The organism is Haloplanus sp. C73 (genome assembly GCF_051195115.1).
Taxonomy (GTDB): Archaea; Halobacteriota; Halobacteria; order Halobacteriales; family Haloferacaceae; genus Haloplanus.
On record NZ_JBNTJZ010000007.1, the window covers coordinates 79875 to 98709 of the forward strand.

Annotated in this window: 23 protein-coding genes; 11 read left to right on the top strand and 12 right to left on the bottom strand. The window is 56.9% G+C overall.

Features of this window, described 5'->3' with window-relative positions; genetic code table 11:
* Positions 1–612 precede the first annotated feature (612 nt).
* The 3 genes from xseB to ACQUSQ_RS12945 form a co-directional block, all read right to left on the bottom strand.
* Positions 613–795, bottom strand: a complete 183-nt coding sequence (xseB, locus tag ACQUSQ_RS12935; protein WP_011222436.1) for an exodeoxyribonuclease VII small subunit — start codon at positions 793–795, stop codon at positions 613–615.
* Between the two features lie 3 nt (positions 796–798).
* Positions 799–1851 carry an exodeoxyribonuclease VII large subunit gene (gene xseA / locus ACQUSQ_RS12940; protein ID WP_004594545.1) on the bottom strand — a complete coding sequence of 351 codons (1053 nt, stop codon included), beginning with the start codon at positions 1849–1851 and terminating at the stop codon, positions 799–801.
* Between the two features lie 75 nt (positions 1852–1926).
* Entirely contained in the window at positions 1927–2094 is a 168-nt protein-coding gene (locus ACQUSQ_RS12945; protein ID WP_004594546.1) for a DNA-binding protein, read from the bottom strand.
* A gap of 133 nt (positions 2095–2227) precedes the next feature.
* Between ACQUSQ_RS12945 and ACQUSQ_RS12950 the strand changes: the two genes are divergently transcribed.
* Positions 2228–2521 carry a PadR family transcriptional regulator gene (locus ACQUSQ_RS12950; protein ID WP_004594547.1) on the top strand — a complete coding sequence of 98 codons (294 nt, stop codon included), beginning with the start codon at positions 2228–2230 and terminating at the stop codon, positions 2519–2521.
* Between the two features lie 71 nt (positions 2522–2592).
* On the opposite strand, the gene ACQUSQ_RS12955 is transcribed toward ACQUSQ_RS12950, so the two are convergent.
* Complete coding sequence (locus tag ACQUSQ_RS12955; protein ID WP_004594548.1) at positions 2593–3111, bottom strand: winged helix-turn-helix transcriptional regulator; 519 nt, start codon at positions 3109–3111, stop codon at positions 2593–2595.
* Entirely contained in the window at positions 3108–3386 is a 279-nt protein-coding gene (locus ACQUSQ_RS12960) for a DUF7471 family protein (protein ID WP_225935279.1), read from the bottom strand. Before ACQUSQ_RS12960 ends, ACQUSQ_RS12955 begins: the two co-directional genes overlap by 4 nt.
* Positions 3387–3616: 230 nt before the next feature.
* Between ACQUSQ_RS12960 and ACQUSQ_RS12965 the strand changes: the two genes are divergently transcribed.
* The 4 genes from ACQUSQ_RS12965 (at position 3617) to ACQUSQ_RS12980 (ending at position 7936) form a co-directional block, all read left to right on the top strand.
* On the top strand, positions 3617–4204 hold the full coding sequence (locus tag ACQUSQ_RS12965; protein WP_004594550.1) for a methyltransferase family protein: 588 nt from the start codon (positions 3617–3619) through the stop codon (positions 4202–4204).
* Positions 4205–4280: 76 nt separating this feature from the next.
* The gene (locus ACQUSQ_RS12970; RefSeq protein ID WP_011222434.1) at positions 4281–5588 is read left to right on the top strand and encodes a twin-arginine translocation signal domain-containing protein; all 1308 of its coding nucleotides are present in this window, start codon (positions 4281–4283) and stop codon (positions 5586–5588) included.
* On the top strand, positions 5575–6636 hold the full coding sequence (locus ACQUSQ_RS12975; protein ID WP_004594552.1) for an iron transporter: 1062 nt from the start codon (positions 5575–5577) through the stop codon (positions 6634–6636). Before ACQUSQ_RS12970 ends, ACQUSQ_RS12975 begins: the two co-directional genes overlap by 14 nt.
* Before the next feature lie 229 nt (positions 6637–6865).
* The gene (locus ACQUSQ_RS12980; RefSeq protein ID WP_011222433.1) at positions 6866–7936 is read left to right on the top strand and encodes an iron transporter; all 1071 of its coding nucleotides are present in this window, start codon (positions 6866–6868) and stop codon (positions 7934–7936) included.
* Between the two features lie 60 nt (positions 7937–7996).
* Here ACQUSQ_RS12980 and ACQUSQ_RS12985 read toward each other — a convergent pair whose 3' ends face one another.
* Together ACQUSQ_RS12985 and ACQUSQ_RS12990 are read right to left on the bottom strand one after the other, a co-directional pair.
* Entirely contained in the window at positions 7997–9508 is a 1512-nt protein-coding gene (locus ACQUSQ_RS12985; protein WP_004594554.1) for a hypothetical protein, read from the bottom strand.
* Complete coding sequence (locus ACQUSQ_RS12990; RefSeq protein ID WP_004594555.1) at positions 9492–9758, bottom strand: hypothetical protein; 267 nt, start codon at positions 9756–9758, stop codon at positions 9492–9494. The genes ACQUSQ_RS12985 and ACQUSQ_RS12990 overlap by 17 nt, the downstream gene beginning before the upstream one ends.
* Before the next feature lie 482 nt (positions 9759–10240).
* Between ACQUSQ_RS12990 and ACQUSQ_RS12995 the strand changes: the two genes are divergently transcribed.
* The 6 genes from ACQUSQ_RS12995 (at position 10241) to ACQUSQ_RS13020 (ending at position 15471) form a co-directional block, all read left to right on the top strand.
* On the top strand, positions 10241–10645 hold the full coding sequence (locus ACQUSQ_RS12995; protein WP_004594556.1) for a DUF7541 family protein: 405 nt from the start codon (positions 10241–10243) through the stop codon (positions 10643–10645).
* Between the two features lie 20 nt (positions 10646–10665).
* Positions 10666–10854: a DUF7333 family protein gene (locus ACQUSQ_RS13000; RefSeq protein WP_004594557.1), complete on the top strand. Its 189-nt coding sequence runs from the start codon at positions 10666–10668 to the stop codon at positions 10852–10854.
* A gap of 126 nt (positions 10855–10980) precedes the next feature.
* Positions 10981–13665 carry a heavy metal translocating P-type ATPase gene (locus ACQUSQ_RS13005; RefSeq protein WP_004594558.1) on the top strand — a complete coding sequence of 895 codons (2685 nt, stop codon included), beginning with the start codon at positions 10981–10983 and terminating at the stop codon, positions 13663–13665.
* Between the two features lies 1 nt (position 13666).
* Positions 13667–14104 (top strand): hypothetical protein, encoded by a 438-nt coding sequence (locus tag ACQUSQ_RS13010; RefSeq protein WP_004594559.1) that lies wholly within the window; start codon positions 13667–13669, stop codon positions 14102–14104.
* A 21-nt stretch (positions 14105–14125) separates the two neighbouring features.
* Entirely contained in the window at positions 14126–15061 is a 936-nt protein-coding gene (locus ACQUSQ_RS13015) for a cation diffusion facilitator family transporter (protein ID WP_004594560.1), read from the top strand.
* Between the two features lie 26 nt (positions 15062–15087).
* Positions 15088–15471, top strand: coding sequence for an STAS/SEC14 domain-containing protein (locus ACQUSQ_RS13020; RefSeq protein ID WP_004594561.1), 384 nt, complete (start codon positions 15088–15090; stop codon positions 15469–15471).
* Here ACQUSQ_RS13020 and ACQUSQ_RS13025 read toward each other — a convergent pair.
* The 5 genes from ACQUSQ_RS13025 to ACQUSQ_RS13045 all read right to left on the bottom strand — a co-directional run bounded on the left by ACQUSQ_RS13025 (position 15468) and on the right by ACQUSQ_RS13045 (position 18830).
* A complete protein-coding gene (locus ACQUSQ_RS13025) occupies positions 15468–16790 on the bottom strand; it encodes an arylsulfotransferase family protein (protein WP_004594562.1) in 1323 nt (440 codons plus the stop codon). The two genes, ACQUSQ_RS13020 and ACQUSQ_RS13025, sit on opposite strands and share 4 nt — an antisense overlap.
* Positions 16787–17065, bottom strand: a complete 279-nt coding sequence (locus tag ACQUSQ_RS13030; RefSeq protein WP_004594563.1) for a DUF7521 family protein — start codon at positions 17063–17065, stop codon at positions 16787–16789. Before ACQUSQ_RS13030 ends, ACQUSQ_RS13025 begins: the two co-directional genes overlap by 4 nt.
* Positions 17062–17439 (bottom strand): winged helix-turn-helix domain-containing protein, encoded by a 378-nt coding sequence (locus ACQUSQ_RS13035; protein ID WP_004594564.1) that lies wholly within the window; start codon positions 17437–17439, stop codon positions 17062–17064. Before ACQUSQ_RS13035 ends, ACQUSQ_RS13030 begins: the two co-directional genes overlap by 4 nt.
* 140 nt (positions 17440–17579) lie before the next feature.
* Complete coding sequence (locus ACQUSQ_RS13040; RefSeq protein ID WP_004594565.1) at positions 17580–17807, bottom strand: hypothetical protein; 228 nt, start codon at positions 17805–17807, stop codon at positions 17580–17582.
* 60 nt (positions 17808–17867) lie between these two features.
* The gene (locus ACQUSQ_RS13045; protein WP_004594566.1) at positions 17868–18830 is read right to left on the bottom strand and encodes a transcription initiation factor IIB; all 963 of its coding nucleotides are present in this window, start codon (positions 18828–18830) and stop codon (positions 17868–17870) included.
* Between the last annotated feature and the right edge of the window lie 5 nt (positions 18831–18835).

The window sequence follows — 18835 nt, forward strand, 5'->3', positions numbered from 1 at the left end:
AAATACTGACGGCCAATGACTTTCTTAAAATCTGACTATGTAACTAATGAAGTGTTTGTCTGACGCCGACCGAATACACGTTAAGAAACGCTATTCTGAGGCGTTGAGACACGCTTGGATATCAGCACCAGTCGGAAAAGTCAAAATCACGAGAGGAACGGCGACAAGCGACCACCCGACTGGATCCAACTGTGGAACCGGATTCGACGAGAGATAGGCTCCAATTCCGAGTACGACAATAGGGGTATAGAGGAGAGTCGGCGCGATCGAACCGAGTCGGATAGCGACCGTCGGAGCAGACGGGGCGTAAACGGCGTCAACGTATGGGCCACGTCGATTGACACCGAACGAGACTGATTCCGCATAGAGCCTGTGGACGGCGTAGTGTGCGGACTCATGGAGGATCCACGCTACACCACACGCGAGTAGGTAGACGCCGAATATCAGAACCGTCTCATGGAACATTGGAACTACCGTCGAACGGTTCGAAATGGGAGGACATCGCAGATAAGCCTGAAGGGTAACCGTGGCTAGCGACCTTAACCAACAAGCTCGTGAACAACGGCAGGCTGTTGGTTAACGCGGAGAGACAGTCGATACCGCTGCCGTTCCTCATTTGATCTCGATGACCTCGCCCTGGCCTTCGTGGAGTCGCTCGCGGATTTCAGTTAGTAACTCCTGCCCTTCCTCGTACAGCTCACTCCCTTCATCAAGTGACACCTCATCCGCGTCGAGTTGGTCGATAATCTCTTCGATTCGGTTCATCCGACTCCTGATGTCCGTGTCTTTTGCCATCGATTAGATCACCCCCAGCCAGAGTGCAGTAATGAGCAGCAACAGCACTAGGAGCACGACAATTGCAACCTTGTAGTAAACTGGCGACAGGCCCTCAGGCGCGGTCGCCTCTTCGACTGCCTCGGCCAGTTCCTGTTCGTGTTCGTGCTCCTGTTCAAAGGTCTCGTACGCGGCCTCAAGCTGTTGCTCAAGCGGGCCAATGTCGCTAGCCAGGAAGTCATTCCGAGACTTCGCGATGTACTCGCCGGCCGCTGTCGGTGTGATCGCGGCCATATCCGCTACCCGATCCGCGATTAGCCGGTCGTCAGTATGGCCAATTGCCGTGACGATCGGGGTGTTCGCGGTGAAGATCGCTTCCGCGACCCGCTCGGTGTTGAACGCCTGAAGGTTCGAATCGCTCCCACCGCCGCGGCCGACGATAATTGAATCGACGTCCTCGGAGCGGTCCAGATGGTGAATCCCGTTCGCGATAGACGTCGGTGCCTCTGACCCTTGGACGGTCGCATCCTTCACCAGGATGTCGACTGTAGGGTCTTGCTCGTGGATCGCGCTCTGGATGTCGTACCGAGCATCCCCTCGGAGTGAGGTCACAACACCGACCCGTTCCGGAAACGCTGGCGGGCGCTGTTTCTGCTCGTCGTCGAACCAGCCACGCTCTTCGAGCTCGCTGCGCAGTCGCTCGACCGCGGCCGCTTGGTCGCCGTCGCCGACGACGATCACTTCCCACGGCTTGAGGTCGATTTTCCCGCCTTCAGTCCAGTAGTCGATATCGCCTTCCAGGATGACCTCAGTCCCGTCCTCGAGCTCGGCGTCCATCTTCCGATAGCGGTTTGCCCAGATCATACAGGGGAGCTCGGCGTCGCCATCGGTAAGCGTGAAGTAGAGCGCTGTACTGTTCTGATGGAGATCCGTGACTTCGCCAATACAGCGGACACCGTCGAGGGCAGGCGCATCCTCGACGACCGAGGCGATTCGGTCGTTCAGCTGTGACACGCTGAGGACGTCTCCTGCCTCAGGCTCGACCGCCTGCCGTTCAGTATCCGGTGCGTCCGCCATCTTCGTTTCCTAACTTCTGTACAGGAACCTCAAAAAGCTACGTTCGAGTGACGGGCTTGGCTGCGTTACGCAGGCCTACAGGTCGCGGGGCTGGACCGTCTTCCGGTCGTTGGACTCGGCACGCTCTGCGGCGTCGTCGAGCAGTTCGGCGACCTCCTCGTTGAGCGTGTCGTAGAAATCTGCCGAGACGTTGTTGTCCGAGAGTGCGTCCTTCACGGCTGCTTTGACGATTAGGTCAGACATTCCATCGCGGAATTCACCTGTCCACTATATAAAGGTTCGAAGTTTTCACGCGATATCCCGACCCAGTCAAGCCAAAATCGCCTCGGGGTACCAGAGAGAACATATGCCACCCCTCAAAATAGAGAACAGACGGATGCACGATCTAACTGGGTTCCAGCGGGACATCTTGTATGTAACGGCCGGGCTCAAGGAACCACACGGGCTCGCAATCAAAGACGAACTCGACGACTACTACGAACAGGAGATCAACCACGGGCGCCTCTATCCGAATCTCGACGACCTCGTCGACAAAGGACTGCTCGAGAAGGGTGAACTCGACAGGCGGACGAACGTATACACAGTTACACAGCGCGGTCAGCGTGAAATAGAGGCACGTCGTGAGTGGGAAACCCAGTATCTGGGAACCGTGGACTCAGGGACTGCATAGCGTTCTATCCAAGTGGGTGCAGTAATCGAACAATCAAGTTCTCGTTTCAACGAAATACATCCGAGGGCTCGTTACGATCCATCCGCCAATAGGTTATCGACGAGGCGGGTGAACCGGTCGATCATCCGATCGGACAGCGAGGGGGAGATCTCTTCGAGGAGGCGAGCGGTCTCAGTCCGCTCGGCTGCGACCAGCGTCACGTGATTATTGACATCTCGGTGTTTCTCGATGAGATTCTGTTCCGTCAAATGATCCAAGTGCCACTCAAGGGTTCCCCGAGCAATCCCGAGGGACTCTGTGACAGCGTTCGGGCTGGATGTTCCCTGTTCGAGAACACAGAATAAGATGTCGCGTGCTGTTTCCCGGCGAAGGACAGCGATTGCTCCCCGCTCCCACGCATCATATTCCGGTGTGTAATAGTGGGTCCGGCCATAGAGAGGTAGGTTGACCACTCTCTCTTGATTCTGGAGTTTCCTGAGATGGTACTGTACCTGTCCTGGTGCGAGGTCGAGTCTCCGCGTGAGCGCGTTGAAGTGTTCTCCAGGGTGGGTGGCAATATACTCGTGAATTCGGTCACGTTGGTGTGTCATGTATCGAAGTTGGTCTCGTTCGAAATGGTTCGGGAGTGATAGACTGCAGCAATAACGAGCGCTACAAGAATGACATCAAGCCCGTGTTCGAGGAGGTGATGCTCGGCTTGTGAAAACAGGCCTACGATGGAGATCCCCGCAACCGCAGAGCGTCCAAGAAGGGCAGCCAATGCAGCGACGATTAACAGATATGGACGGGATTGGCGTTGAACGAACGCGCCGATCGCAAGTCCCAGAAGTACCGCTGTACCCGCAGCCGCGGCGGTGATCACCACGAGCAACGGAAGGGACTGCGAACCGGTAAACCCGCTATGGAGTGGGACAAATCCCGCCATGTGGGCTGAATTTGAAACGCAGTTACCTGAGAACGTCGATTCGAGTTACTCCGGATGTTAGAATTGTAGAGAGTGGTTGGTGGTTCCAAACCTCTTCAGAGGGAGCAGTACCCAGATGCGAACCCAAGATTGTCTCACTTTTTTGTCCTTCACTATCACGACATACACGTATGTCCTCGTTCTCAGATCGTGCGCTCCTGACGGCGGTCGTCGCGGATGTCACGCTGATTCTCGGGTACGCCATCAGTGCGGTTCATCCTGACCGTCGAGTGTGGCCCATCGGTGACAGCTCTTGGCGGTGGTGGTTCAATTGGTCAGCGCTCTCCGTCGTGTTCGCTGGGTTTCCCGTGCTGGGCGCGCTCGATCGGGACTCCTTCATTTTCACCGAACGTTGGAGCAAACTCACGGGTAGCGGTATCGCCGCACTCGGGATGGGATTTGCCCTCTCAGCACTCTTCGAACTTGGGTGGATGGAAAGCAGTGGAAGAGAAGGGGAACTTCGGACGAACGGTATCTACCAGTACACGCGCAACCCTCAGAGCGTGGGATTCATTACGTTCATCGTCGGCGCGATCATTGCAGTGAACTCCCGGAAACTGGCTGTACACGGCATCTTGACCATCCTCGTGTACGCACTGTTCCCGTTTGCCGAAGAACCGTGGCTGCGAGAGCAGTATGGCCAGGAATACGAGCAATACCGCAAGCGGGCCCCCCGATTTATCGGGTGGAACTTGGTGAAGAAGCTCATCACCAGATAGTCTACTACCGACCTTGAGCGGGGATTCAAGAACTCTACCAGAACCGCCTTTTCCGTTGGCTTCCTAACTGTCGTCAATGACTGATGAGAGAGGTATCCCTCGCAGAGAATTCCTCAAGTCGGCCGTCGCTATCGGAGGCGCAGCGGCATTCAGTGCCTGTTTAGGCCGTGAAGATGTTGACGTCCCAACAGGGCCGGATGATCTCTCGTCGTATCCACAACGTCAGCACGCTTGGAATGAGGCCCTCCCACGGGACGACCACGGGAACGTCGTCGCTCCGAGCCATCGTGTGCTCCTCTATCTAAATTACCGACGAGACGGGCCCCCGAACGAAGACGACCGTGACCAAGTTGAAACAGCTCTCCGTGGGATCGAACACGCCTACGAGCGAAGCGGGGGCGGGTTATTGCTCACGGTGAGTTATTCTCCGGCATACTTCGACCGATTCGACGAATCGCTTCCCGAAGACGTTGACCTCCCTGATCCAGAAGCACTTGCGCCGTTTGAGGATCCCGAGTTCGATACGCCCGATGCAGTCGTCCATCTCGCGAGTAACACGGCACAGGTGGTGCTCGGTGCCGAAGAAGCCCTCAAAGGGAACAAATCAACCCTCAACGGTGTCGATCAGCCTGACGCTACACTGACCGATGTTTTCTCAATCGCCGACCGGCGGACGGGCTTTATTGGGGACGGGTTGCCGGCGGAGAATGCTGACGATGCAGAGGGTGTTCCGGCAGATAAGGTCCCAGAGGACGCGCCGCTGTTTATGGGATTCAAATCGGGATTCAAAAAGAACCAGGCCAGTGAAGATCGCGTGACAATCCAGTCGGGGCCGTTCGCCGGTGGAACGACCCAGCACATCTCCAAGCTCCAGCTCAATCTCAATCAGTGGTACAATCAGGACGATCGCTGGCAGCGTGAGGCGAAGATGTTCTGTCCGTACCACGCCGAGAACGACGTAATCGAGGGCGCTGGAGACAATCTCGGAACCAGCAGCAAAATCGACGACTGTCAGCCAACGGATGAGACGGCCCGCGAGATGGGCGTCGTCGGTCACTCCCAGAAATCCGCCCGCGCTCGCGATGACGATGACTCGCCTCTCATCCTTCGGCGCGACTTCGATTCTACCGACGGTGAAACCGCCAGCCTCCACTTCCTTGCGCTCCAGCGACGGATCACCGACTTCGTCGACACGAGAGAAGCGATGAATGGCACTGACGTCACCGAGCAGTCGGCCGTCGGTCAGCGAAACAACAACGGCATCCTGCAGTACATCCGAACGGAGCGTCGCGGTAATTTCCTCGTCCCCCCACGGTCGTTGCGTTCGCTGCCGCCTGCGCGACCGGTCGAGAACGCACAGGAGGTGACGCATGAATCGTCGTGACGTGCTTCGGGCGGTCGGGGGCACGTCACTCGTGGGGCTCGCGGGGTGTACCGGCCTGTTTGAGACGCGGTCAGCGCGGGCACCACCGCTCCCCGAGAACCGCCCGGACGCAGTCTACTATCCGACCCACTACGAGGGCATGAAAATGCCCGGAATGAAGGAACAGGGCGGGTACAGTTGTGCGCTCACGTACTCGTATGCGCACCGGTTCTGGCTGATGAAGCCGAATGGGATCACGAAGGTCGAGATTCAATCCGAAGATTCGATTCACCTGATGCCGGTCGTTTGGGAGACACAGACGGGGATCATCCCACCCGATATCAATCCACAGCTCACGATTACACAGGACGGCGAGCAGGTCGACCAGTTCGCACCGTGGCCGATGCTCTCCCAGCCGATGGGGTTTCACTTCGGCGATAACGCACAGCTCCAGGGCGACGGCACATACACTGTCGAGGTCAGCATCGGCGGGCCGTCGACGCGACGGACGGGGTCGCTGGCCGAGAATCAGGGGAACGCCTCGTTCACGTTCGAGTTCGAATTCAGCGAATCGACGCTCAACGAGATCTCGTATACGGACATTCCCGACGACAGAGAAGGCACGAAGGGTGCTGTCGACCTGATGGACATGGAGATGTTACCGAGTTCGCAAGTGCCGACACCGGACGCGCTCCCGGGGGACGTTCGTGGCTCGGGGACGAGTGGGGACGCGAAGTTCGTGGTTACGATCCTCGAAGACGCGTCACGTTTCGGTGGGGACGAGGAGCAGAGGTATCTCGCTGTTTCTCCGCGCACACCCTACAATCGAACGATGCTGCCGATGATGTCGCTTTCGGGAACACTGCACCGTGACGGGATGTCAGTGTTCGACGGAATTCTACAGGCAACCATCGATCCAGAGCTCCGCTATCACTACGGAGCGACGGTCGCAGATGTACAGACGGGAGATGAGCTGACGATCACGGTCGATTCGCCCCCACAAACAGCTCGCCATGAAGGATACGAGACAGCCTTCGTTGATATGCCAGATGTGCAGGTGACGTTGTAGTTCCAAAGGTGTCTTTAGAATTCCAACCGAAGCCAAATCTATGGAAGAGAAGCACCTCCTACTGGCGACGTTACTTGGCGTTGTCTCACTCCTGGTACTCACCGGATTCGTCGTTCGCTTAGCGTAGACAGTCACAGAATGGCCGAGGCTGGCAGTTACAGAAACCCCCGGTTGACGACAGCGAGGTCGACTCAATGAATCTACCAAACATAGTATCTCAGAGGAGAACATGAATCGGAGAACGTTTCTCAAACAGGGGACTGCTCTCTCGGGGGGCCTGGTACTGTCTGGTTGCCTGGGGCGGCTCGGATTCGAGACGCAGTCTGCATGGCGTGATCCACCGATCGTGGAGGATCGACCTGACGCGGTCTACTATCCGGCAATCATCGAAGGGATGGGAATGTACGGAACGACGACGGCAGGCAGTCTCGGATTTGCACTGATGCACTCCTTCCCGCACCGTTTCTGGAACCTCACTGGCTCACGAAAGACGAAAGTCGTCGTTCAGTCGGATGATTCGGTGCATCTGATGGCGAGTGTCTGGGACACCGAGACGGAGACGATCCTCCCGGTCGACGTCTCTGTCGAAATCAGTAACAGCGACGGTCGAGTGTCCTCGACCAACCTCTGGCCGATGATCTCGCCGAATATGGGGTTCCACTACGGCGACAATATCGCTCTCCCGGGGGAAGGACAGTACGATGTGACGCTCCAGGTTGGCCCGTTGCAGACAGCTCGTACGAGTCCATTCAACGGGCGATTTACAGAGGGACAGTCTGCCACGATGCAGTTCACGTTCGATACGGATGAGACGTACAATTTGGAGATTCGCCGGTTAGGGGACAAAGCAGGCACCCGTGGGACAGTCGATCTAATGGATATGGAAATGATTCCTGAACCGGTCGTGCCGACAAAATCCGAGCTTCCCGGTCGACTACTCCACGAAGGGCAATCCGGTGACGCAACGATGCTGGTTGCTCTCGTTGACGGTGACCATCGGTTTAGTGATACTGAAGGACCCTTCCTAATCGTTTCTCCACGCACACCCTACAATCGCGTGATGCTCCCGAGGATGGCTCTTTCAGCAACACTCGACCGTGGAGGGGATACAATCACACAAGGGACACTCCAAGCGTCCCTTGATCCTGACCTCGGGAGTTTCTATGGGATGGGTATTGATGAACTCAAGACTGGCGATACGGTCAGAATCACTGTAGAGACACCACCCCAACTGGCGCGCCACGACGGCTACGAAACCGCGTTTCTCGACATGGACCCGATTGAGTTCACTGCCGAGTGATCTTTCTGGTTGAGTTCTGACCTTAGTGTGCGATCCGTTGTTCTCTCGAAACCACCAGAATCAGGGTAGATATGGGGGCGTCGCTCCTGGAAGTGAGAGAATCCAGAGGCTAATAACGGTGTACCCGATCATCACACCGATGAACGGGTACTGGCTCCGGATTGCGACGAGACGACTCGAGAAGAGTTCGTAGGCGGTCGCGTGCGCTGCCCAGATAGCGAGGAGATGCCCGATGAGCACGTAGGCGATACTCAAACCCTCGAACCACCCAGGTGGAGACAATGTCAGGGGATTCGCTGGGGGCGACAGTGGAGAGAGAATTGCCATGCCTAGAGCCGGACTGAGGGATACAGCCAGTCCGGTGTAGTGGGCGAGGTGATATCCCGCTGCGATGGCCAATAGCGAGGGTGCAAACCGAAAGGCGATACGTTTCGCTGTGATGTATGTCCCGGTCCGTCGCCGAGAGAGTACGCCCGCATACCAATACGCGGCGAAGAAAACGACGTAGCCACTGACGAAAAGGAGTGTGTAGATGAGGATCGCACGAATCTGTACGGCTCCCACTCCAATATTGGAGAGGCTGACGAGTGCCTCGGTAGTTGCTGCGCCCGTCTGCGTCGTGATGAAGCCGCTGTACGTGAGCTCCCAAATCAGCGCAATGACGAACGCAACATCGGAGGTGTCCGTGATTAAGTCTGAGTCAGTCAGGTCGCTACCGGGCAGTTTTACAGTGAGCTTCCCGTCCCGCCGTTTTACAGGGGCGACAGCCCCGAAAAATCGGAACAGGACGGATAACGGATCTGCGTTCTCGAACCACGCGTCAGGACCGAAGAGTACTGCGCCTGCGATTGTGACGGCACTGTAGCCGAGGATCGCAAGCGAAAGAATTGACGGAATCGTGCTGACAGGGAAAATCACCTCAATCCACACAAGGAGTAATAGGCCACCGACAGCTGGCCATCGGGCTAATTCTCTTGGATACGTTCTGTGTCCAGCTGGGAGAAGCGAGACGATCCCTCGCCAGGGGTTCAGTGCTGGCCAAACGTTCCCTCCAAGATACGTAAGCATCGGCAAGCCCGCTCGAACGACGACAAATGTGACGAGAATGGTGAAGCTTGCTGTCGGGAGCTGCGGTCCGGTCAGTCCGAGATACACTGCCAGTCCAAGGACGACAATCCCAAAACTACGTCCGATCCATCGAATCGGTGTCCACCAGTCGTCGACCGTCGGACCGGGGAGTGACCAGTTGTGGAGATAGCGGATAAAGGCTCGATCAGTAACGAAGCTCGCAAGTAGGGCAGAGGCGCCGATCGTGGCGCCGCCAGTGGCAAGATACAGCCATCGGGGAACGGCAAGGGTATCCCGAGGCTGCTTCGAGAGCGTCATCCCGTTACCGGCAGCGACTGTTTCGGTAAACAGCGTCAGTATCGAGACCCAGAGTACAAACTGTACGAAGAGTCTGAGCTTCGTGTTCGAGACGACCCAATGACGAAGCCTCGACCCTGGACCTGACTCTATGTGTACCTCTTCGCTTGCCCCGGTGTTCGTATCTGAGTCAGGCAAAGATAGCATACATGAATAGAAGACCGAAGTACAGGAGCACGAGGGCTCCAAGCGCTTTCAGACGGAGTGTACGCAACTCGTCTTCTTCGTCTGCTCGGGCAGAGAGGAATGCGTCCTCCTCGTCGTCATCCAGCTCTTGGGGATGTTCTAAGCCTTTGTGGAGGACGAGGCGGTCGGTCGTCGGGAACGGATGCCCACAGTAATCACACTCCCCTGCAGGTGAGTCACGCCGTGGAACCGTAGTGCCTTCGTATGACATACTCTCGAAAGCTGTTATTCGGCCGTAGGCCAGTCAGCGTTGAAACCGTTCTGGTTCGACGTTCGAACTTCTCCGCTCGCGTATCGACCTACGTGGCGTCATCAATGGCCAGAATGGTCGGTTACAACAGATCTGCTAGCGAAGAACGAAGTTGTCCAAACGCTCCCTTTGACAGCGTGGAAGTAGTCTTTTGTTCAGAGTGGTTGTCTTCGACTGGAGACTGACTCTCCGTTTCTCGCTCTTCTTCGTAGGCGTCGCAGTAGATGCACATAAAAAAGAGTAGGCAGAGCGTCTCTATAAAACCATTTGACCGTAAGATGGGATAGCGCGGAGAATCGGGACTAAGCAGTATTACCAGCTTCAGACTGTGAGGTTATACCGCACCAATATTAACTAACGGCTGAATTACAGCCATTTTCTATTAACTATAGGGGGTATCAATAACAGCCGATTTATTATATCGTGAAGCTCAACTCGAGATAATGAGCGATTCCGAAGACACGGATTCAACCTTCACGGGAGCGAGTCCATGGCCACTCTTTGTCGCTATTGGATTTGCTCTCTCGGAGGTCGGTGTCGTTCTCGGCCTTCGTCCTGTCTCTGTTGCGGGACTGTTGTTGTTCGTCGGATCTGTTGCTGGCATTCTCACAGAGGCGGAGTATATTACTGAACCAGCGAAAGCAGCAGGTGTTCAAGGATTCGTCCTCTTCGGCATCGGTATCTTGCTGATCACACAGAACCAGACCGGGACGACAATCCGCGGTCAATCGATTGCGATCGCTGGTATCCTGTGTCTCGTTGGTGCACTTGTCTGGGTAGGCTTCGTTCGAAGGAAGACCCGCGCAACGGTATCGACAGCAGAGACGTCGGAAACAACATCTGATTGAGTTTCAGTAACAAACTATCGATGGAATTCGATAACACGAAAACGGTAATCGCGTTCGGGGTCCTGCTCACCCTCATAATTGGTGGGACGATGATGAGTCCGACGAGCAAAAGTACAGTCATGATGGTGAGCGTCGGCCTCGTCGTGTTTGGAGTCTTTACGCTCTTCCTCGAGGTCAAACACGGTGAGTATCGAGCAAACCATACTTAGGTCTGCATTTGAGATGAGACAACGGCCGAGTTAATAATATAGGGCAAAGTATTTATTAGGTATTGGCAGAAAATGGGTGTTTTATAGCAGTCGATTTAATAAATGTGTAGTGGCTAGGGGAGAGTGATGACCTCCCCCGACGACGATTCCCACAACAGGAGTGGTGAGCCACCGGATCGCGCCCACGAACACGAAGAAGGGTCCCACGAGCATAGTCACACGCATGACCACGACCACAGTGATCACGAACACGCCCAACACACAGAACAGGGCGTCGACGACGTTTCTCCACCCATAGACCAAGGGGACGTTGCACAATTCGCGGTCCCGGAGATGGATTGTCCATCCTGTGCAGGAAAGGTAGAGAACAGCGTCGAAAAACTGGACGGAATCCGCAGCGTCGACCCGCAAGTGACGAAAGGGACGCTGACCGTTTCATACGACGGCGAACAAACGAGTGCCACCGCGATTGCTAATCGGGTCGAAAAGGCCGGGTACACCGTGGAGGACACCGGCGAAGTGTCCTCGAAATTCACGGTTCCGGAAATGGATTGCCCGTCGTGTGCTGGCAAAATCGAGAACGCTCTCGAGAGGGTCGAGGGAATTACAACATTCGAAACCCAGCCGACGACCGGAACCGTCGTCGTCACGTACGATTCTTCGAGGACTGGAGAAGCCGATATCATCGGCGCTATCGAACGTGCCGGGTACAAGGTTACAGACACGTCGAGCGACGAATCAGGACGGCAGGACCCGACTGAGGAACGCGAGAGCATCTGGACGAGTCCACGAGCACTCAAGACGTGGATCAGCGGTGGATTCGTCGCTCTCGGCTTGCTCTTCGAGTTCTTCCTGACCGGGCAGAATGTACAGCTTGCAAGCCTTCTCGGAACGGAGCTGCTCGTCGCCGACGTACTGTTCCTCGTTGCCGTCGCGTCCGGTGGTCAGGAGATCTTCCGCAACGGCTACTACTCCGCTCGGAATCTGAACCTCGATATCGACTTCCTGATGTCGGTGGCTATCCTCGGAGCACTCGTTGCGAGCCTCGCCTTCGGTGAGGCGCTCTACTTCGAGGCGGCCACCCTCGCGTTCCTGTTCAGTATCGCCGAGCTGCTGGAGCGGTACTCGATGGATCGCGCTCGGAACTCGCTCCGGGAGTTGATGGACCTCTCACCGGATGAGGCAACCGTCAAACGGGACGATACCACGGAGACAGTTCCTGTCGACGAGGTCGCTGTCGGCGACGTGGTCGTCGTCAAACCGGGGGAGAAGATCCCGATGGACGGAACCGTCGTCGACGGTGAAAGCGCCGTCAATCAGGCACCCATCACAGGCGAAAGCGTACCCGTCGACAAGACGATGGGAGATGAGGTATACGCCGGCACGATCAACGAAGAGGGCTATCTTGAGGTAGAGGTTACCTCTGAAGCCGGTGATAACACGCTCTCGCGAATCGTGGAGATGGTCGAGGATGCCCAGTCGAACAAGACCGAGCGCGAGCAATTCGTCGAACGCTTCTCAACGTACTACACGCCAGTCGTCGTTGCCTTCGCCATTTTGACGACGGTGGGAAGCCCGTACGTTCTCGGCACGACCTGGCCCACGGCCGTCGTCTACGGGTTGACGTTACTGGTACTGGCCTGCCCGTGTGCGTTCGTCATCTCGACACCCGTGTCCGTCGTGTCGGGAATTACGAGCGCCGCGAAGAACGGCGTCCTGATCAAGGGCGGCAACCACCTCGAAGCGATGGGGGCCGTCGACGTCGTCGCCTTCGACAAAACGGGGACGCTCACGAAAGGTGAGCTCACCGTCACTGACGTCGTTCCATTAAACGAAAATTCGGAGGAAGACGTCCTCCGGTGTGCCCGCGGGCTCGAACAACGGAGCGAACATCCCATCGGCGAGGCGATCGTCGCTGAGGCCGGCAGCATGGGAGTCGCCGAGCGCGAGATCGATGATTTCGAGAGCATCACCGGCAAGGGCGTCCGGGCCGACCTCGACGGGACGCCCCACTTCGCTGGCAAGCCGGGGCTGTTCGAGGAGCTGGGATTCGACCTATCACACGTCCACGCGACCACTGACGGCGGTGTCGTCACCCAGACAGCTCGGCAGATATGCGACCGGAACAACTGCCTCGACCTTCTCGACGAGACCGTTCCCGAACTCCAAGCAGAAGGGAAGACCGTTGTCCTCGTTGGAACCGAAGACGAACTCGAAGGCGTCATCGCAGTCGCCGACGAGATCCGACCCGAAGCGAAGCGAACAGTGACGCGACTCAAGCAACTCGGCGTCTCCCGAACGGTGATGCTGACGGGTGACAATGAGCGGACTGCCCGCGCGATCGCCGAACAGGTCGGCGTCGACGAGTACCAGGCCGAATTACTCCCCGAGGACAAGGTGACGGCGATCGAGGAGCTCGTCGAGGAGTACGACGGCGTTGCGATGGTCGGTGACGGCATCAACGACGCACCGGCGCTCGCCACCGCCACAGTCGGCGTGGCGATGGGGGCTGCCGGGACTGATACCGCATTGGAGACCGCCGACATCGCCTTGATGGGTGATGACCTCGCAAAGCTCCCGTACCTCTACGAACTCGCACACGATGCGAACGGGGTCATCCGACAGAACATCTGGTCGAGTCTCGCTGTCAAAGCCGGGCTGGCAGTCGCAGTCCCGTTCGGATACGTCCCGATCTGGCTCGCCGTCCTCGCTGGCGATGCCGGAATGACGACGGCCGTCACCGGGAACGCGATGCGACTCTCTCGAATCACGCCGGAGACAGACACCGAAACCAGCGCTTCGGAGGGGTAAGATGGGTGCAGAGAATGAGGGAAACGCAACATCCCATACGGAGGCAGATCAGCAACGATACCCGTTCGGACTCTCGTCTCCGCAGTTTGCCGTCCTCGTTGTGCTCATTGGGCTCATCGGGCCCGGTTTGTTGGTATACACCTTCGAACAGGCGAACCTCTCTGCAGTTGCTGACCTCGTGTGGATCGTCGGCTATGGCACAACCGTATTTGTGGTTTGGTTCATCTGGCTTCGTCCGCTCGATTTCGCGGGCTCCTCCGCCCAAGATACATCACTCTCCGAAGAATCGGAGCGGTCCAAACCAGAACCGGAGGGAGCCGATGAGGAGATTACCTCTTCGGATAGCACTGAATCAACGGCGCAGGATTCGATGGTGACGAGTGAAGACGGGGCCCAGGAATCTACCCAGGAACAACCGGAATCCTCAGATTCGAAATAGAACCCCCTCTAATGTGAACTTATGACCCTTCACGAGCATACTGATGAGGAGACCGCAGAGCACAACCTCCCGTCTAAATCAAGTGGCAGTACGCGTCGGCTTGCGCTCGTCGCGGTCGTCAATTTCTTTGGATTCGTCATCGAACTGGCTGGTGGACTCCTGTTCGGGTCGGTCGCGCTTATCAGCGACGCACTCCACATGCTGTTCGATATGCTGGCGTACGCGATGGCGTTCGGCGCGAGCTACACCGCCGAACGGTTCGAGGGTGGCGAGGCGTGGTCGTACGGTCTCCACCGACTGGAGCCGGTTGCGGCCTTCCTGAACGGCGTCTTGCTCCTTCCAATGGTCGGATACATCGTCTGGGAGTCCTACCAGCGGTTCCTTGAGCCAGTGGCGATCAATCCCGAGTTGACGCTGATCATCGCTACGGGTGGCCTGCTGGTAAACATCGGCTCCGTGTACGTGTTGCAGGGTGGTGAGATGAGTCTCAACGAGCGCGGGGCGTTCTACCACCTGCTCGGTGACGCCGGTGGCTCTGTTGCGGTAATCGTCTCGACCGCCGCCGTCGCAGTGTTCGATCTCCCCATCGCAGACCCTGTGGCGGCCGTACTCATTGGGCTGCTGGTGCTCGCGTCGGCCGGGAACGTCCTCCGGGAAAGCACCTCGATCCTGTTGGAACGGAGCCCGGTGTCGTCCGAAGAACTCCGGGATGAATTGACGACACTCGATGGCGTCGACCAGATTGAGGATCTCCACGTCTGGCAAGTCTGTAGTCAACTCACCGTCGCAACCGTCCGACTGACAGATACGTCGACCACACTCGAGGAGCAACGGAGAATCCAGTCACGGGTTCACGACTATCTCACGAATCGAGGAATCGACCACGCAACCGTGGAGCTCGTCGGGCGTACCGATCCCGATACTGACCCTGTCGGTACGACGAATCACTCCCACTAACGATGTCCCACACAGCACCCGATCAAATGTTCGAGGTGTTGGACGAGACGAACGAGAACCTCATTGCGATTCGCGTCGGGAAGGGCACGCGAACAGGCTATCAAGAGCTGTACTCACTCCTCGTCGAAAAGAGCGATAAGCACGGGTACATCCACGTGTACGAGGAAGTTCCGAACTGGACGTTCAGGGCGTTTCTCACACACCTCCACGGGGTGGTTCCCGATCTCCGGTACGGCCCTGAGTTCGATATCGACCGGTACGCCGCAGTCGGCGATACACGATGGGCAAAACTCCTGTTCGACTGGTGGTATGCAATCCGACCGATCTGGCCAGTCGCCCCCAACGAAATGCGATATTTCGACATCAAGAAACGCGAGCGAGCTCTCGACTGGCTTCGAGAGGAAATTTAGTTACGAATACGATCAACTCCGCCGACGACAATGAGGAGTGTAGAGACAAGCGTCAGTCCAAGTTGTGGTTCCCGGAACCAGAATGGCGTTGACGGAACGACTGCCCGAAGCCCGACCAGCAGTAGTGAGAGAACCGGCACGCCGGCGTCAGGGCTGTCGACGCTGCTTCCGTTAGTCGTGTACTTCGGGGCTCCGACAGACTCACCGTAGGGCAGTCGGTCGGCTTCGTATGGGATACGCTCTGTTCGAACGCTCCAGACGACAGTCCCGGATTCGTCGACCTCTACGAGTCGCCGGTTGAGCGTGTCGGTGATAAGCGTGTTTCCGTTCGGGAGGCGATCCGCATCCCGGGGCCAATCGAGCTCGACACCCGCTGCCCGATCAAGAGCCCACGCTGGCTCCCATTTACCGCCCTCCGTTCGATGCAGTTCCACGACTCGGTCGTTCTCGCTGTCGGCAACGAGGACGGCACCATCCCCGAGCCACTGGGGGTTGTGCTGGTGGTTGAGCACGTCGGGGTCACCGCATCGAATATCGCCATCATTGTCATAGTCGTTCAACTGGCCGGATTTCCGGCAATTGGCATCGTTCGAATCGGTCGTATCCTCATTGATAACCTCAACGACGCCCTCGCCGCGCTCGATAACGAGTAGCTGGTTGGCATTCCGTACTGAGACGAGATAGCGCCCAGAGCCGATGACGTCCACGTCGTTGATGTGCAGCCAGTCGGTCGTCGTCGGATCTTGTGGGGCGTCGTAGAACGAACTCGCATTCCACTGCCACGTGACTTCGCCGTTCTTGACAGTAAAGATACGCTCGTACTCCATATCGGTGACCAAGTATTCTCCCGATTCGAGTCGTTCGACATCGTGGACTTCGCTGTTCTTGTTCGTTCGCACCGGGAAGCTATACTCCGAAACCACCTGCAGGTCTTTCCCGGGGTCAATGACTCGGAATCCCGTTCGGGTACAGGGAGACTCGTACGGTCCGCACGAAGCGTACCCGCTGTCCATGAACCCGGCTAACACTGTTCCGTTCTCCGTTTGTGTGACGTCAAAATAGCTATCAGCACTCGATTCACGCCAGGTAGTGTTCGTCCCGTTGAGAAGATAGACGCTGCCGTATTCGTGCCAGCCTGGGCCACCCCCCTGAGACCCGACCAAGGTTCGGGACGTCTGGTCTGTCTCCGAAGCCGTCCCAATCGCAGGGGCGAGCATTGCACTGCTAACAAGCGTGAGAACGAACAGAACAACGCCGAAAAGGATTAGGTAGCTACCCCGACGGAGATCAGGAACGGCAACATTCGGAACGGGGTTCATTTCTGGATATACAGCGAGTACATGATGACCGCGAGGCCAAGGGCGACGAACAGGCTGTTGATGAGCACGCCGAGGGCCAATCCGACAGAAAAGAACTGGTTGGCCACGCCAGTTAGAATTGCCCCGAGTGTGATGATACCGAACCCGACACCAAGGACACGTAGCGAATCCGCACCCGTACGTCGATAGGCTTTAAATGCAATATAGGTAATCCCGCCACCGAGAAGCAGGATTACGAACTTGACGACTGCAATCGCCGTGATGACGCCGTTCATACTTCGTCCCCCATCATCGACCAGATATCTGCAAGCCGTTCGTCTGTAGATTTCGGCGGCCGATCGACGCTCACCGAAAACGTACCTGTGTCGTCCATAGAGATCGTGACGTCCTCGAACGACCGCTCGTAGTAGGTAACCCGTCCACCTCCGGGGTTGATCGTCTCCTGTTCTCGAACGAGGGAAGCGGAACTGAGGAGTTCTAATTTTCGATACAGCGTCGACTTGGGGATGTCACATGCGTCGAGGAGTTCGTTCGCAGTCATTGGTTCGATAGTTTCCTGGAGAATAGCCCGACACGCGGGATCATCCAGCGCATCAAGGACATCCTGTACCTCCGGAGTGTCCTCGGACGACACTGAATCATCTCCCATTATTCGATAATACGTGGTCCTCGGGATATGGTGTCCGATTGCTGGAGAGGCATCCCATTGGTCCCACGAACTCAGTCGGGATCGTGGTTCCAGAGTCATGACGGTCGATCCATCGAAAGAGGGGAGACATGGTGACACAATTATGAATCGTGCTGAATTTCGAGTCGTTGTTCGCCTGCGTCTGTGATCTCGTAGAGACCCCTCCCCAGTGGAACAATACAGCCCTCACTATGGAGGTGAGCACACGTTTGGTCAATGGTGATCGGGTGTCCATCGACGGCGTTAGTGATCTCCATCACATGGCACGGTGACTCATCAACGAGCAGCTCCAATATCTCGACCTCGGTCTGTATTGAGAACTCGCTCATGGTAAATATCGTATCATGACCCACTCAGTAGCTGGATTTCGCCCGGCAGGGGCTATCCGGTCAGTCATACTGCGCGTACACCTCGAGAAGCTCTTGGTATCGATTTCGGATCGTGACTCGACTGACGTGGGCGACCTCACTCACCGTCTCCTGTGTGAGCTGTTCGTTCGTGAGGTGGGTCGCAGCATACAGAGCGGCAGCCGCCAACCCGGCTGGACTCTTTCCACTGTGGACGGCATTATCTGTAGCTACCTCAAGCAGTTCTCGAGAGCGCCGTTCTGCTTCGTCGCTCACGTCGAGCGATGACGCGAATTGTGGAATATATTGCATGGGATCCTCCGGCTCGATCTCCAGCCCAAGTTCTCGGGACAGATATCGGTACGCTCGCTGGATCCGGATTTTCTCGACACGGCTGACATCGGCGAACTCCGTCAGCGGCCGTGGCATTCCGTGCTGTCGAGCAGCCGCATACAACGACGCCGTCGACATACCCTCGATCGAGCGACCGGGGAGCAGGTTCTGCTCCACAGCACGCCGGTACAGGACGCCTGCAGTTTCCCGAACCGATTCAGGAAGTCCCAGAGCGGACGCCATGCGGCTGATCTCCCCGAGCGCTTGCTTGAGATTCCGCTCGTGAGCATCCTTCGTACGGAACCGCTCGTCCCACGTCCGGAGGCGCTGTAATTGAGCACGTTTGCGACCAGAGACAGCCTGTCCGTAGGCATCCTTGTCCTGCCAGCCGATAGTCGTACTCAGACCCTTATCGTGCATCAGCTGCGTCGTCGGAGCCCCGACCCGACTCTTTTCATCGCGTTCCTCTGAAGTGAACGCACGCCACTCAGGACCGTGGTCGATTGGATTATCTTCAAAAACCAACCCACAGCTTTCGCAGGTCGCCTCACCGCTGTCGCTAGTCCGTGTAATATGACCCTGACACTCGGGACAGATGTTGTCGTTGGCAGACTTCACCTCGCGGTCGCGTTCATCTATTGACCGTTCCTGGGTATGTTCTTGAGCCATCATACTAT

What these genes read in the sequence shown, in the direction of transcription:
- ACQUSQ_RS12980 (WP_011222433.1), top strand. Translation starts at nt 6,866, where the DNA reads ATGAATCGGAGAACGTTTCTCAAACAGGGGACTGCTCTCTCGGGGGGC.
- ACQUSQ_RS13030 (WP_004594563.1), bottom strand. Translation starts at nt 17,065, where the DNA reads ATGAACGGCGTCATCACGGCGATTGCAGTCGTCAAGTTCGTAATCCTG.
- ACQUSQ_RS12945 (WP_004594546.1), bottom strand. Translation starts at nt 2,094, where the DNA reads ATGTCTGACCTAATCGTCAAAGCAGCCGTGAAGGACGCACTCTCGGAC.
- ACQUSQ_RS13035 (WP_004594564.1), bottom strand. Translation starts at nt 17,439, where the DNA reads ATGGGAGATGATTCAGTGTCGTCCGAGGACACTCCGGAGGTACAGGAT.
- ACQUSQ_RS13000 (WP_004594557.1), top strand. Translation starts at nt 10,666, where the DNA reads ATGGAATTCGATAACACGAAAACGGTAATCGCGTTCGGGGTCCTGCTC.
- ACQUSQ_RS12955 (WP_004594548.1), bottom strand. Translation starts at nt 3,111, where the DNA reads ATGACACACCAACGTGACCGAATTCACGAGTATATTGCCACCCACCCT.
- ACQUSQ_RS12950 (WP_004594547.1), top strand. Translation starts at nt 2,228, where the DNA reads ATGCACGATCTAACTGGGTTCCAGCGGGACATCTTGTATGTAACGGCC.
- ACQUSQ_RS12995 (WP_004594556.1), top strand. Translation starts at nt 10,241, where the DNA reads ATGAGCGATTCCGAAGACACGGATTCAACCTTCACGGGAGCGAGTCCA.
- ACQUSQ_RS13010 (WP_004594559.1), top strand. Translation starts at nt 13,667, where the DNA reads ATGGGTGCAGAGAATGAGGGAAACGCAACATCCCATACGGAGGCAGAT.
- xseA (WP_004594545.1), bottom strand. Translation starts at nt 1,851, where the DNA reads ATGGCGGACGCACCGGATACTGAACGGCAGGCGGTCGAGCCTGAGGCA.
- ACQUSQ_RS13025 (WP_004594562.1), bottom strand. Translation starts at nt 16,790, where the DNA reads ATGAACCCCGTTCCGAATGTTGCCGTTCCTGATCTCCGTCGGGGTAGC.
- ACQUSQ_RS13040 (WP_004594565.1), bottom strand. Translation starts at nt 17,807, where the DNA reads ATGAGCGAGTTCTCAATACAGACCGAGGTCGAGATATTGGAGCTGCTC.
- ACQUSQ_RS12990 (WP_004594555.1), bottom strand. Translation starts at nt 9,758, where the DNA reads ATGTCATACGAAGGCACTACGGTTCCACGGCGTGACTCACCTGCAGGG.
- xseB (WP_011222436.1), bottom strand. Translation starts at nt 795, where the DNA reads ATGGCAAAAGACACGGACATCAGGAGTCGGATGAACCGAATCGAAGAG.
- ACQUSQ_RS13020 (WP_004594561.1), top strand. Translation starts at nt 15,088, where the DNA reads ATGTTCGAGGTGTTGGACGAGACGAACGAGAACCTCATTGCGATTCGC.
- ACQUSQ_RS12975 (WP_004594552.1), top strand. Translation starts at nt 5,575, where the DNA reads ATGAATCGTCGTGACGTGCTTCGGGCGGTCGGGGGCACGTCACTCGTG.
- ACQUSQ_RS13005 (WP_004594558.1), top strand. Translation starts at nt 10,981, where the DNA reads ATGACCTCCCCCGACGACGATTCCCACAACAGGAGTGGTGAGCCACCG.
- ACQUSQ_RS13015 (WP_004594560.1), top strand. Translation starts at nt 14,126, where the DNA reads ATGACCCTTCACGAGCATACTGATGAGGAGACCGCAGAGCACAACCTC.
- ACQUSQ_RS12985 (WP_004594554.1), bottom strand. Translation starts at nt 9,508, where the DNA reads ATGCTATCTTTGCCTGACTCAGATACGAACACCGGGGCAAGCGAAGAG.
- ACQUSQ_RS12970 (WP_011222434.1), top strand. Translation starts at nt 4,281, where the DNA reads ATGACTGATGAGAGAGGTATCCCTCGCAGAGAATTCCTCAAGTCGGCC.
- ACQUSQ_RS12965 (WP_004594550.1), top strand. Translation starts at nt 3,617, where the DNA reads ATGTCCTCGTTCTCAGATCGTGCGCTCCTGACGGCGGTCGTCGCGGAT.
- ACQUSQ_RS13045 (WP_004594566.1), bottom strand. Translation starts at nt 18,830, where the DNA reads ATGATGGCTCAAGAACATACCCAGGAACGGTCAATAGATGAACGCGAC.